Here is a 12821-nt window from a genome sequence, read left to right as displayed (position 1 = left end):
GGTGACGTGCACCGCGTGTCAGGACCACGCAGCAATCGAGGAGGCAATATGCTCAGGACAGTGTTGGTTTCGCTTGCGGTCGTGCTGGCGCACCCTGTGCCGGCGATGGCGCAGGCCGACATCCGGACCGATGTCACCCGCGGGCAGGGCACCGCCACAGCCACCGGCAGGGCGACCGTCACGGCGACCATTACCGCCATCAATGCGCCCAGGCGTGAAGTCACGCTCAAGACCACCACCGGGAGGGTGGTCGACATGACCATTGGCGAGGAGGCGCGCAATTTCGATCAGCTGCGTGTGGGCGACATCGTCACCGTGGAGTACACGGAAGCGTTGACCCTCAGCCTCAAGAAAGGCGCCGGCGCTGCCTCGGCGCGCGAACGCGAGATTGCGGAGCGCGCGCAACCCGGCGCCAAGCCCGGTGGCAGGATGGGACGTGAAGTCACGGTGGTGGCCCAGGTGGTGGCCGTCGACAAGGCGGCGAAGACCGTCACGCTCAAGGGACCGAAGGGGCGCGTGGTCGACCTGATGGTGGAGGATCCCGCTCAGCTCAACGACATCAAGCCCGGCGATCGCGTGGAGGCGGTCTATACGGAAGCCGTGGCGGTGTCGGTGGTGCCAGGGGCCAAGCCATAGCGGACCGGCGCAGCAGGGATCAGTCGACGTTAGACCGGACAGGGGAATCGAGATGACACAGCTTGTGGCGCTCCACCGAACCATCGGTTATGGCATGCGTTGTGCCGGCGTGGCGCTGCTGCTCGGCCTCGCGGCGCCGGCCCATGGCTATTTCGAGCATTTTCTCCAGGGCACCATCGTCGGCACGCTGGACAAGAACCAGACCGCGACGCTGATGAGCACCTTCGGCAAGACCCTCAGCGAAAGCCCCGACGGCACCAGCGTGCCCTTCCAGTTGCCCGCCGACGCACGTGGCCGCACCACCGAAGGCACCTTCACACCGCTCACCACCCGCACCGAGAACGGCCAGCGCTGCCGCAAGATCCGCAGCGAACTGAGCCGCGCCGGCAAGAGCGAGCGCTGGCTGGGCTGGTATTGCCAGCAGGCCAACGGCGAATGGAAGAAGGCGCTGCTGAAGGATTGAGCCGCCACGCGCTTGCCGCGCGATCATGATGCGGGCTTGCGCAGGGCATCGAGCGCCTCGGGGCGGATCAGTTCCAGGCCGCGGGCGGCGTTGAAGCCGTGGATCTCCTTGACGTCGAGCTTGCGCATGAAGGCGATGGTCTCGGGCGTGATGACCTGCCCCGGCACCATGATCGGAAAGCCGGGCGGATACGGGATCACGAACTTCGCCGAGACCAGTTCGGGGCCGTCGCGCAGGCGGTCGTCGATGCGCGGGTCGTTGAGGCGGATGCATTCGCACGCTTCCGGGCGATACGCGAGGTAGTAGGCCGCGCGCATATCGCCTTCCGGCGTGGCGCTGCGCCGGTCCAGCCGCAGGCCATCGTGGAAGCGGCTGAAGTTGGGCAGGTCCGGCACGTCCTCGACCAGCGACCTGACCCGCGCGGCAAACGCCTCGCGCTCGTTCTCGCCGCCTTCGGCCAGCCGGCGCTCCAGTTCGCGCGACTCGTCGGCCAGCGCCTTGAGCAGATGCGCCATGTCGCTGCGCGTGTTGTTGATATTGATCTGCACCAGCACGCTGTTGCGCGAGGTCTTGTTGATCTGGATGTCGTACTTTTCCGCCAGGATGCCCTTGAACTGGGTACCGTCGTAGCCGGCCCGTCCGCAGAGCAGGGTGATGCGCGTGGGGTCGAGAAAGAATTCGTCCTCGCGCAGCGCCTGCGCGGTATCGGCCACGGTCTTGCCGGGCATGCCGTAGTCGGCAAAGCCCGAGCGCCGGTATTCTTCCGGAATCATCTCGGCCGGCGTGGCGGCGCGGAAGAAGCGCGAGATCAGCGGGTGCGTATTGATCTCGCGGCGCAGTTCGATGGCGAGCTGCAGGGCCCGTTGCACGAGCTCGTAGCCTTCCAGCTCCATCTGCCGCCGCGCGAGGTCGATCGACGCGATGATCTGCAGGTTGGGCGAGGTCGAGGTATGCGTGAAGTACGCTTCCTTGAACTGGGCCTCGACGGTATGGAAGTCCTGGTCCGCGACCACCACGATCGAGCCCTGGCGCAGCGCCGACATCGACTTGTGGATCGAGTCGGTCTCGTAGACGCGCACACGCATCTTGTCCGGGTCCGGCAGCAGCGCCATGTCGAGCAGGCGCGTATCGGTATCGGACCAGCCGTCGATGGAGGCCTGGTGCGCCGCAAACTTGTCGCGATAGGCCGGGTCGCGCATCAGCTTGCGCAACGCATACGCGCCGCCCATGGCGGTACGCATGCGCAGGAATGGCGAGAAGCGCGCATAGCCGAACCACGCCTCGTCCCACAGGAAGATCAGGTCCGGCTTGATGGCCAGGCATTCCAGCATGGTGCGGCGGACATTGGCCACATGGCCGTCGAAGGTGCAGTTGGTCAGCACCAGCATGCGGGCGCGGTCGAGCTTGCCCTCGGCCTTGAGTGCCAGCAATGCCTGTTTGATGGGGCGAATGGCCAGACTCCCGTACATCGAGTACTGCGTGAGCGGGTAGGCGTCGATGTAGTAGGGCTGCGCTCCGGCCAGCACAATACCGTAATGATGCGACTTGTGGCAGTCGCGGTCGATCAGCACGATATCGCCCGGAGACAGCAGGGCCTGGTGCACGATCTTGTTGGCGGTGGACGTACCGTTGGTGACGAAGAAGCTGCGGTCGCCGCCAAACGCCCGTGCCGCCTTGTCCTGCGCGCGCTTGATATTGCCGGTGGGTTCCAGCAGGCTGTCGAGGCCGCCGGTGGTGGCCGACGATTCCGCCAGGAACAGGTTGGCGCCGTAGAACTCGCCCATATCGCGGATCCAGTTCGACTTGAAGATCGACTTGCCCCGTGCCACCGGGAGTGCATGGAAGGTGCCGATGGGACGCGCCGCATACTTCTTGAGGTTGTCGAAATAGGGCGTCTCGTAGCGATCCTTCACGCCTTCCAGAATGGCGAGATGGACTTCCATCGGCTCTTCCGCCCCGTAGAAGATGCGCCGCAACGGCGCCGCCTCGTCGGTGCCGGCCAGGTGGGCGACATTGCGGTCGGTGGACAGGAAGGCGTCGAGTTCGGGGCGCAGGCGGCGCAGCACGCGCGCGAGCGCCACGCCCATGTCCTCGCTGCCCGCATGCATGCCCACCGGGGTATTGCGCGTAATGATCTCGCGCAACGCGGGGGAGGTGTGCTGCGATGCAAACGGAAAGCCGTCGACGATCACCACGGCCTGCAGGTTGAAGTTGAAGATGGCGGCAAGCAAGGCGTCCTCGAAGGTGCCGGTGACGACCACTTCGTAGACGAAGGCGTCGTCGTCGCGGCGCAGGCGCCGGAACGATTCGCGCAGGTCGTGCCACGTCGACCGTTCGCCGCCGGTGACAAAGAGCACTTCAAAATAGGGTTTGCGGGCCTGGCCGCGCCCGATCGACGGCGGCAGGAACTCCGGCAGGTGCACTTCGGCTTCATCGTCCGGGCGCCATGCCTGCGGCGTATCACGGTAGCTGTTGGAGAGCAGCGCGCCGCTGATGCGCCCGACCAGGCGCGACAGCGCACCAACGTTGCCTTCGGCGTGGCGCGCGGCGACCTCGTCGAACAGCTCCGGCCCCGGGTAGGCGGCAAGCTGCTCCAGCGGACGCAATTCCTCCATGACCTCGAGGAACTGCGCCGACAGGTCGGCCGGGGTCGCGGTACCCGGTGCGGCCAGCGCGCGGGCAATCCGGTGCAGGGTGCGCCAGCGGTCGATGCGGCCTTCCGCGGCGGCGAGGAACTGATGCAGGCCCCGCGCTTCGGCGCACGGTTCCGCCGGTTGAGCGGTGAGCGGGTCGGATGTCGACATGGCGGTCTCCTCGGTCAGTATCGTTCCGGGATATAGCGGTAGGGATAGTCGGGCTCGCGGTACCCGCCGGGCTTCTGCCGCTCGGGCAAGGTCACTTTCTTGTGCGGGATCCGCTCGTAGCCGACCGTGTCGAGCAGGTGACGCAGGATATTGAGCCGCGCACGACGCTTATGGTCGGAGCGCACGATATGCCATGGCGCGAAGTCGGTATCGGAGGCGGCCAGCATGGCGTCGCGGGCGCGCGAATAGTCGTACCAGCGGCTATACGACTTGAGGTCCATGTCGGTCAGCTTCCAGGTCTTGCGCTCGTCATGAATGCGCGCCTCGAGCCGGCGGGTCTGCTCGGCCTCGCTGACTTCGAGCCAGTACTTGATCAGCACGATATTGGAGCCGACGATCGCGCGCTCGACCAGGGGCACGGCAAGCAGGAAGGCCTCGACCTGCGCCTGGTCGCAGAATTTCATCACGCGCTCCACGCCGGCGCGGTTGTACCAGCTGCGATCGAAGATGACGACTTCACCCGCCGCGGGCAGATGCGGGAAATACCGTTGCAGGTACATCTGGCTTTTTTCGCGATCGGTCGGCGCCGGCAGCGCGACCACGCGAAACACGCGCGGACTGACCCGTTCCGTCAACGCCTTGATGGCCCCGCCTTTGCCGGCGCCGTCGCGCCCCTCGAATACGATGCAGATCTTGGCGCCGGTCGCCTGGACCCAGCGCTGCATATGGACGAGTTGCTCGTGGAGCGGACGCAGCGCACGCTCGTATGCCTTCGATCCAAGGTCTTCCGCGGGGGCGTGGTCTCCCTCGGTCCGCCGTTGTGCCTTTGCCATACCTCATCCCATGCCGTCCTGGCGACGCGCCGTGTCCTATCAATCTGGGCGATGACGACGGGCTTTGCCAAGGGCCTTTGGTCCAATGCTGGACCAAGGACCAATTGCAATCGCGCACGCCATGGTCGACGCTTTTTGCAGGGGGTGAACCATCATGTACAGAGTCGGCACGTGGCTGGTCGGTGCTGCGCTGGCGCTGGCAGCGCTCGGCGTCTTCTTCAGCGATCCCAGCGAAGGGCCGCTGCCGGAGCGTCTCAACCTGTTCCGCATCGCCCTGCACGGCCTGGAGGTGCAGATGGTGCGGATCGCCTCGGATCCGCCGCGCTATCTGGTGAACGTGCTCGCGCGCGACTGGCTGCTCGGGTGCGCGGTGCTGGCCCTGCTGGGCGCCGTGCTGATGCTGGTGGCACGCGTGCGCGAGCGAGCCTAGCGCCTGCATCCATCCTCGCGCGTCGGTACGCTGCCGTCAGTCCTCGTGCATCAATCCTCGTGCATCAGTCCTCGTGCATCAGTCCTCGTGCGTCATGCCCATGGCGTCGAGGTAGGCATCGACCGCGCTGCTGACGGTGGGCGCGAAGCGGTCGTCGCCGAACAGAGGCGCCAGTTCGAAGCGTCGCAGCTTGTCACGCACCGGGTCCTTCATTTCGGCGAAGTGCAGCGCAATGCCGCGCGCGTCGAGCATGTCGACGAGCTCGCGCAGCATGTCGGCGGAGGTGACGTCGATGCTGGTCACCGGCTCCGCGGCCACCACCACGCGGCGCACCGGCGGCGGCGCGTCGTCCACGGCCTCGAGCAGGCGCTGCTGGAACAGGTCGGCATTGGCAAAGAACAGCGGCGCGTCCCAGCGGAACAGGACCAGGCCGGGAATCAGCTCCGCCTGCGGATAGCGCTTGAGGTCGTGATAGCCGCGCAAGCCGCGCACCCGGCCGAGCACGGCAAAGTGCGGGCGCCAGCCATCCCACAGGAACTCGATCACGGCGATCACCACCGCGAGCCCGATGCCCGGGATCGCGCCAAATGTGGCCACGGCCGCGAAGCACAGCATCGACAGCCAGAATTCCCATTGCTGGATGCGATAGATGCGGCGCAGGTCGCGTACCTCGAACAGCCCGAGCGCGGATGCGATGACCACCGCGGCCAGCGCGCTGTGCGGCAGGTTGCGCAGCAGGGTCGGCGCAAACATCAGCAGGATCGCCACGGCGATGGCGCCGACCACGCCGGCGAGCTGCGTGCGCGCGCCGGCGGCTTCCGCCACGGGCGTGCGCGAGGCGCTGCTGCTGATGGGAAAGCCCTGGAAGAAGCCCGCCGCCAGGTTGGCCGCGCCCAGGCCTACCATTTCCTGGTTGGGATCGACGCGCACGTGCGCGCGTGCGGCAAAGCTGCGTGACAGCACGCTGGTATCGGCAAAGGCAATCAGCGCCACCGCGCAGCCGCCCAGCGCGATGCGGACCAGGTCGGCGCCGTCGAGCCATGGCACCACGAAGGCGGGCAGGCCCTGCGGGATCTCGCCGAGCACCTTGACGCCCTGCGCGTCGAGGTTCAGCACGCCGACCGCCACGGTGGCGACTACCACGGCGATCAGCAAGCCGGGTACGCGCAGATAGCGCTTGAGCAGCAGTATGATGGCGAGGCTGCCGACGCCGATGGCGGCGGTATACGCGTTGCCCTCGCCACGCACGATGGCCTGGCCCAACTGCCACAGTTCGCGCAGCGGGCCGGCATCGTCGACGCGAATGCCGAACAGCTTGGGCAGCTGGCTGATCAGCACCGTGAGCGCGATGCCGTTCATATAGCCATAGCGGATCGGCTTGGACAGCAGCTCGGTAATAAACCCGAGCCGCAACAGGCCCAGCACGATGCAGAACAGGCCGGCCACGATCGCCATCAGGCTGGCCGTGGCGACCGCGCGCGCGGGATCGCCGGCGGCGCTGGCCAGCACCACCGCGAGGATCGGCGCGGCCAGCGCGGAATCGGGCCCGAGCACGAGGATGCGGCTGGGGCCGAACAGGGCATAGGCGAGCAGCGGCACCACGGTGGCATACAGGCCGTACACGCCCGGCACGCCCGACGCTTCGGCATAGGCAATGCCAACCGGAACCAGCATGGTGGTCAAGACCAGCCCGGCGGCGATATCGCGCGGTAGCCACGCCCGCTCATAAGTCCTGAGCACCTGCAGGCCGGGCAGACGTTGCAGCCAGGCGGGGCGGGTGGTCCGCATCGAAGTGGAAGTGTGCGTCGCCATGGGAGCGGAGATGGCGTGATCGGAGGCGGCATGCATGCACGCATGCCGGCGGCGGCGCCTGATCCTAGCATAGGCGCGCGTGGCGCGGACCGGCATTGGCCTTAGGGCCATGGCGTGCGCGCTCGCCCATGACGCGGCGCGCGCGATGACATGACGGCGTATTCCTTGCGGACTGGCAGCCGCCATGACGTGGCGATGACGTGGCGATGACGTGACGATGGCGTGACGATGGCACATGCGGTAACGCGGGTGGTGTCGCGCGGCCGGGCTGCCGCAGACGCGGTGGTATGATCGATTTTCCATTTTTCGAGCGATCGACCTGGGCCATGACCGCAGCGAAGACCAGCCTTGTCTCGCCACTGGATACGACGGCGGCCGCGCCGCTCTATCGGCAGATCTACGACCGCTTCCGCGGCGCGATCGACAGCGGCACGCTCAAGCCCGGCGACCGCGTGCCTTCCGTCCGCGCGCTGACCAAGGAGCTGGGCCTCGCGCGCGGCACCATCGACGCCGCGTATTCGCTGCTGGCGGCGGAAGGCTATATCCAGGCGCGCGGCCAGGCCGGCACGGTCGTTACGCCGGGCCTGACCCTGCGCCCGCGCGCGGCGGGCCAGGCGGCAAGTCACGGTGGGGGGCAGGGGGCGGGGCAGGTGCGGCCCCACGGCACCCGCCGCGCATCGAATCTCGCCCCCCCGCCCGCCGGGCCACTGGCGGATGCCACCCTGGCGACCGGCCTGCATGCCTCCGCCGCGGTGCGACCCTTCCAGATGGGCCTGCCGGCGCTCGACGAGTTTCCGCGCAAGCTGTGGGCGCGGCTCGGCGCGCGGTGCGTGCGCACGCTGCAACCGGTCGATACCACGCATAGCGCCGTGCACGGCCACCCCGAACTGCGCGCACGGATTGCCGCTTACCTGCAGGTGTCGCGCGGCATCGACTGCACGCCTGAGCAGGTGTTCATCACCTCGGGCTACCGCCATACGCTCGGCACCATCGCGCACGCACTGCTGAAAGCTGGCGACCAGGTCTGCATCGAGGATCCGTGCTATCCGCCCACGCGCGAGCTGCTGCACCACATGCAGATGCAGCTGATGCCCGTGCGCGTGGACGGCGAGGGCATGCGTGTATCCGACGCGATGACGCGCGCACCGCGCGCCCGCGCGGTCGTCGTGACACCGGCGCACCAGTCGCCGACCTGCGTCACGCTGTCGCTGCCGCGCCGGCTCGCACTGCTCGACTGGGCTGTGCGCAACAAGGCGTGGATCGTCGAGGATGACTACGACGGCGAATACCGCTACGCCAGCCGGCCACTCTCGGCGCTCAAGAGTCTCGATCGCGAGGGGCGCGTGCTCTATGCGGGTACCTTCAGCAAGGTGCTGTTCCCGAGCCTGCGCCTGGCCTACCTGGTGGTGCCGCCGGCGCAGGTGGCGCGCTTCCAGCAGGTCTTGCAGGTGTTCGCCGGCGGCAGCCCGCAGCTCACGCAGGCAGTGGTCAGCGCGTTCATGGCGGAAGGACACTTTGCGCGCCATATCCAGCGCATGCGCCGCCTCTATGCGGAACGTCGCGATGCCACCGCGGCCGGCCTTGCCCGCGTGCTCGGCGAACACGTCGAGATCGAGGCGCAGGCGGGTGGCATGCACCTGGTCCTGCGGCTCCGGCACCAGCAGTCCGACCGCGAGCTGGTCGCGCGCATGCGCGCGGCCGGCCTCAGTGGCGAGGCGCTGACGCTGTGGGCGCGCGGCAGGATTGCGCCTGCGCTGCTGCTCAACTTCACCAACGTGGCGTCGCAGGCCAGCGCGGAGGCGCTCGGCAAGCGCATCCTGGCGCTGCTGTAAGCCCCGGCGGGCGCGCCCGGGGCCGGTGGCCAGCGGTTGGCGCCGGTTGGCGACGAGTGGCGACGAGTGGCGACGAGTGGCGACGAGTGGCCGGTGGCGCGTCAGGGACGCTCAGCGCGGCTGCAACGGCTGCACGAAGTGCATGCCGCGCGCAAGCAGCCCCTGACGGAAGTAGAAGCGCTGCGCGAGCGCCATGTCGAGCCCCGTATCCAGCACAAAGGTCTTGCAGTCGTGCTCCACCGCCTGGGCGCGGGCGCCGTCGAGCAGTTGCGCACCCACCTGGGTGCGGCGCAAACGCGCCGTGACCACGAGGTCGTCGACATAGACAAAGCGGCCGTAGAGCAGGTTCTCGGTCAGGCGATAGCCGGCCAGCCCCACCACCTGGTCGCCTTCCAGCGCCGCCGGCAGCCGGTAGCCGCGCTCCTGCTGGCGGATCAGTTGTGCAACGAATTGCTCGACGTCACGCAGGTGGGGCCGCAGTTCCTGCATGACCGCGAAGGCGCGGCGCAGGTCGGCGGGGGTGTCGAGATGCTGGAGGGCGAAGGTGTGGGACATGGCGCGGGTACCTGGGTTGAGTGAGGCTTCAAGGTACCGCGAGACATGGCCGCTTCGTAGAGCCAAGAAATGACAAATCGAGTAGGCCATCCCCGCGGCCGGCAGGACCGCCAGCCGGGCCCACGGCAGCGAAGGCGATCAGGACGCCGCCGGCCAGCATGGTCCGGGCGGTTCACCTTCCCGGTGTGGCGACGGATGCAGGCGGCCGCACCGGCTAGCGTGCCAGCAACCTGGCGAGCTCGCGAATCCCCGCGTCGATGCGTTCCACCGGAATCGACGAGAAGCCAAAGCGGATGTGATGGCCGCCATCGTCGGAGTCGAGGAAGAACGGCTCGCCCGGCTCGATCAGGATGCCGTGGGCGCGCGCCACCTCCAGCAGTTCGGCGGTACGCACCCCGTCGGTAAAGCGGCCCCATAGTGCCGACCCACCGGAAGGCGCGACGAAAGACAGCGTGGGGATGTGGCGGCGCAGCGCTTCCGTCAGTGCATCGGCGCGGATGGCCAGCGCGTCGCGCATGCGGAACATCAGCCGGTCATAGTGGCCATGCTCGATGAAGAGCGCTGCCGCCAGCTGGTTGTTGGCCGGCGGGTGCCGGATCATCATGCGTCGCAACTGCCGCAGTTCCGCGATGACCTCCGCCGGCGCGACGATATAGCCGATACGCAGGCCCGGTGACAAGGTCTTGGACAGGCTGCCGACATAGATCACGCGGTCGTCGCGGTCGAGCGCCTTGATGGCCGGCAGCGGCTGGCCCTGGTACTGCGTCTCGGCATCGTAGTCGTCCTCGATCAGCACGCCGTCCGCGCGCCGCGCCCATTCGAGCAGAGCAAGCCGCCGCTCGTTGTCGAGCGTAACGCCGCTCGGGCACTGGTGGCTCGGCGTGCAATACAGGTAGCGGCAATCGCGCAGCCGGACTTCGTCCGGCACCAGCCCGTGCGCATCGACGTCGAGGCCCACCAGCGTGGCGCCGCGCCGCCGCAGGATATTGCGGGCATCCATATAACCGGGGTCCTCGACCGCGACGCGCGTGCCTGGCGCGATCAGCAATTCGGCCAGCAGATAGAGCCCTTGCTGCGCGCCCACGGTGAGCAGGATCTCCTCGCGTCGCGCGGCGATGCCGCGCCGCGGTAGCACGCGACGGATCAGCTGGTCCACCAGCGAATGGTCGTCATGATCAATGGCATCGGGCGCCCAGCCGCGAATCGCGCCGACGTCTAGCGCATGGCGACTGCATTCGCGCCAGTGGGCGACCGGAAACAGCGTGGGATCGAACTGGCCGTAGAGGAACGGATAGCGATAGCGTTGCCAGTCGCGCGGCTTGTCGAGCCACCGGCTGTCGGCCACCCGACCGCGCAGCCGCGCATGCCATTGCACTTGTGTGGTGCCGGGCTGCACCAGTTTCGCGTGAGCGTCGTCCATCACCTCGACCGGCGTGGTCGGCGGCTGCGCCAGGTTGCGCTGGCTGACGAAGTACCCGCAGCGCGGCCGGTTCTCGACAAAGCCATCCTCGGTCAGGCGCTCGTAGACCAGCACCACGGTATTGCGCGAAATCTCCAGCATCTCCGCCAGTTCGCGGCTGGACGGCAAGCGGGTGCCGGCGACCAGACGGCCGTCGAGCACCGCATTGACGATATGCGTGCGCAACTGGCTCTGCAGTGTGGAGCCCTCGCGTTCGGGAGGTGGCAGCAACTGGTGCCACATGAGCTGGTGCACGGTGGTGGGGCGCATGACAGGTCCGGCTGGTACGATCGAAAGTCGTCTCTGGCATTAACCATGCCAGTCCAGCGTGCGCGACACTGGTCTCAAGCTTGAACCACCTATGAGGCCAACGTGTCCATGCAAGTCATTTGCCTGGCGCTGCGCCCCGGCTGCCGGGAGTGCGCGCAATGATCGTCTTTGTTACCGGCGCCTCGGCCGGTTTCGGCGAGGCCATCGCCGAACGGCTTTGCCATGCGGGCCACATCGTCGTCGCCACCGCGCGGCGCGCCGACAAGCTGGCCGCGCTGGCGGCACGCTGCGGCCCCAACCTGCACCCGCTCGAACTCGACGTGCGCTGCCGCTCGGAAGTGCAGGCCGCCATCTCCTATGTGACCGAGACCATCGGCCCGATCGATGCGCTGATCAACAATGCCGGCCTTGCGCTTGGCGTGGCACCCGCACATGCCGCCAGTCTCGAGGACTGGGAGACCATGGTCGACACCAATATCAAGGGGCTGCTGTTCTGCACGCATGCGGTGCTGCCGCAGATGGTGGCGCGCCGCAGCGGCCACGTGGTCAACCTGGGCTCGATCGCGGGGACCTATCCCTATCCGGGCGGCAACGTGTACGGCGGCACCAAGGCCTTTGTGCACCAGTTCAGCCTGAACCTGCGTGCCGACCTCGTGCAGCACAACGTGCGGGTGAGCTGCATCGAACCGGGGCTGTGCGGCGGTACCGAATTCTCGGTGACGCGCTTCCATGGCGACGCCGCGCGCGCGGCCGGCGTTTATGACGGCACGCAGCCGTTGCGCGCCGAGGACATCGCGGAGACCGTGCACTGGCTGCTGACGCTGCCGCCGCACGTCAACGTCAATACCATCGAACTGATGCCGGCCTGCCAGGCGTTTTCGAACTTCGCCATCCATCGCGCGCCATCGCGCGATTGAGATGGACGGACCGACCTTCGCCGCGCTGGCGGCGATTACCGCCCTGGCCGGTCTGGCCAAGGGCCTGACCGGCTTTGGCGCCGCGCTGATCATGGCGCCGCTGTTTGCGCTGGTGGTCTCGCCCGCGCAGGCGGCGGTGCTGATCGTGCTGCTGCACGGGCTGACCGCGTGGCAGGGCATCCGGCGCCATATCGCGCTGGTCGATTGGTGGCGCGTGTCGGTGCTGGCCGCCATCGCGCTCGCCTGCCATCAGCTCTCGCTCGACGTCGTGACGCAGTTCGACCCGCACCTGCTGCGGCGTGGCGTGGGCGCACTGGTGCTGCTGATGGGGCTGCTCGCGCTGCTCGGCGTGCAGGTACGCCATGGCGGCGGACATGTCCCTACCACGCTTGCCGGCGCCACCAGCGGTCTGTTCACCGCGATCGGTGGCCTGGGTGGGCCACCGGTGGTCTATTACTTCAGCGGCCGTGGCGGGTCCGCGCCCGCGGTGCGCGCCAACCTGCTCGCCTATTTCATGTTGTTGTTTGCCGGTGCATCGCTGGGCCTGCTCGTGCACGGCCAGCTGCATTGGGACGCATTGCGCAGCAGCGCGCTGCTGTTGCCCTTTTTCTGTGCGGGCGCGATGGCCGGCGAGGCACTGTTTGCGCGCCTGCCGTCGGCACGATTCGCACGCGTGGTGCAGCTTGCACTGATTGCCATCGGTCTGTTCACACTGGCCAGTTGAGCGCGCCGGCGCGCGCCGGACGCTGGCACCATCGATCGTGGCGGGTTGGCGCTACGTGGACGAACGGCCGCTCTCTTATCTTGTTT

At 67.7% G+C, this 12821-nt stretch carries 11 protein-coding genes; 6 read left to right on the top strand and 5 right to left on the bottom strand.

All coding sequences use genetic code 11. The annotated features are described in order from the left end of the window. The first annotated feature begins 48 nt into the window (after nt 1-48). Together DFLDMN_RS05895 and DFLDMN_RS05890 are read left to right on the top strand one after the other, a co-directional pair. Nucleotides 49-636 (top strand): hypothetical protein, encoded by a 588-nt coding sequence (locus DFLDMN_RS05895; protein WP_423197540.1) that lies wholly within the window; start codon nt 49-51, stop codon nt 634-636. Between the two features lie 52 nt (nt 637-688). Next, entirely contained in the window at nt 689-1099 is a 411-nt protein-coding gene (locus tag DFLDMN_RS05890; RefSeq protein ID WP_423197539.1) for a hypothetical protein, read from the top strand. 23 nt (nt 1100-1122) lie between these two features. Here the strand turns inward: DFLDMN_RS05890 and DFLDMN_RS05885 are convergent, their stop codons facing one another. Both DFLDMN_RS05885 and ppk2 read right to left on the bottom strand, forming a co-directional pair. Next, complete coding sequence (locus DFLDMN_RS05885) at nt 1123-3903, bottom strand: decarboxylase (protein WP_423197538.1); 2781 nt, start codon at nt 3901-3903, stop codon at nt 1123-1125. A gap of 14 nt (nt 3904-3917) precedes the next feature. Continuing rightward, complete coding sequence (ppk2, locus tag DFLDMN_RS05880) at nt 3918-4736, bottom strand: polyphosphate kinase 2 (RefSeq protein WP_423197537.1); 819 nt, start codon at nt 4734-4736, stop codon at nt 3918-3920. Nucleotides 4737-4890: 154 nt separating this feature from the next. On the opposite strand from ppk2, the gene DFLDMN_RS05875 reads away from it, so the two are divergent. Beyond that, nucleotides 4891-5166 (top strand): hypothetical protein, encoded by a 276-nt coding sequence (locus DFLDMN_RS05875; protein ID WP_423197536.1) that lies wholly within the window; start codon nt 4891-4893, stop codon nt 5164-5166. 78 nt (nt 5167-5244) lie between these two features. Here DFLDMN_RS05875 and DFLDMN_RS05870 read toward each other — a convergent pair whose 3' ends face one another. Continuing rightward, a complete protein-coding gene (locus DFLDMN_RS05870; protein ID WP_423197535.1) occupies nt 5245-6954 on the bottom strand; it encodes a SulP family inorganic anion transporter in 1710 nt (569 codons plus the stop codon). Between the two features lie 350 nt (nt 6955-7304). On the opposite strand from DFLDMN_RS05870, the gene DFLDMN_RS05865 reads away from it, so the two are divergent. Beyond that, nucleotides 7305-8810 carry a PLP-dependent aminotransferase family protein gene (locus DFLDMN_RS05865; RefSeq protein WP_423197534.1) on the top strand — a complete coding sequence of 502 codons (1506 nt, stop codon included), beginning with the start codon at nt 7305-7307 and terminating at the stop codon, nt 8808-8810. A gap of 111 nt (nt 8811-8921) precedes the next feature. Here DFLDMN_RS05865 and DFLDMN_RS05860 read toward each other — a convergent pair whose 3' ends face one another. Together DFLDMN_RS05860 and DFLDMN_RS05855 are read right to left on the bottom strand one after the other, a co-directional pair. After that, nucleotides 8922-9365 carry a GNAT family N-acetyltransferase gene (locus tag DFLDMN_RS05860; protein WP_423197533.1) on the bottom strand — a complete coding sequence of 148 codons (444 nt, stop codon included), beginning with the start codon at nt 9363-9365 and terminating at the stop codon, nt 8922-8924. Between the two features lie 214 nt (nt 9366-9579). Further along, on the bottom strand, nt 9580-11094 hold the full coding sequence (locus DFLDMN_RS05855; RefSeq protein ID WP_423197532.1) for a PLP-dependent aminotransferase family protein: 1515 nt from the start codon (nt 11092-11094) through the stop codon (nt 9580-9582). 158 nt (nt 11095-11252) lie between these two features. Here DFLDMN_RS05855 and DFLDMN_RS05850 point away from each other — a divergent pair, with 158 nt between their 5' ends. Next, nucleotides 11253-12011 (top strand): SDR family NAD(P)-dependent oxidoreductase, encoded by a 759-nt coding sequence (locus DFLDMN_RS05850; protein ID WP_423197531.1) that lies wholly within the window; start codon nt 11253-11255, stop codon nt 12009-12011. Between the two features lies 1 nt (nt 12012). Then, nucleotides 12013-12735: a sulfite exporter TauE/SafE family protein gene (locus DFLDMN_RS05845; protein WP_423197530.1), complete on the top strand. Its 723-nt coding sequence runs from the start codon at nt 12013-12015 to the stop codon at nt 12733-12735. Nucleotides 12736-12821 lie beyond the last annotated feature (86 nt).

The organism is Cupriavidus sp. H19C3 (assembly GCF_049393815.1).
Taxonomy (GTDB): domain Bacteria; phylum Pseudomonadota; class Gammaproteobacteria; order Burkholderiales; family Burkholderiaceae; genus Cupriavidus.
Note: the sequence above shows the minus strand (reverse complement) of the source record. Positions and strands in the feature narration are given on the sequence as shown.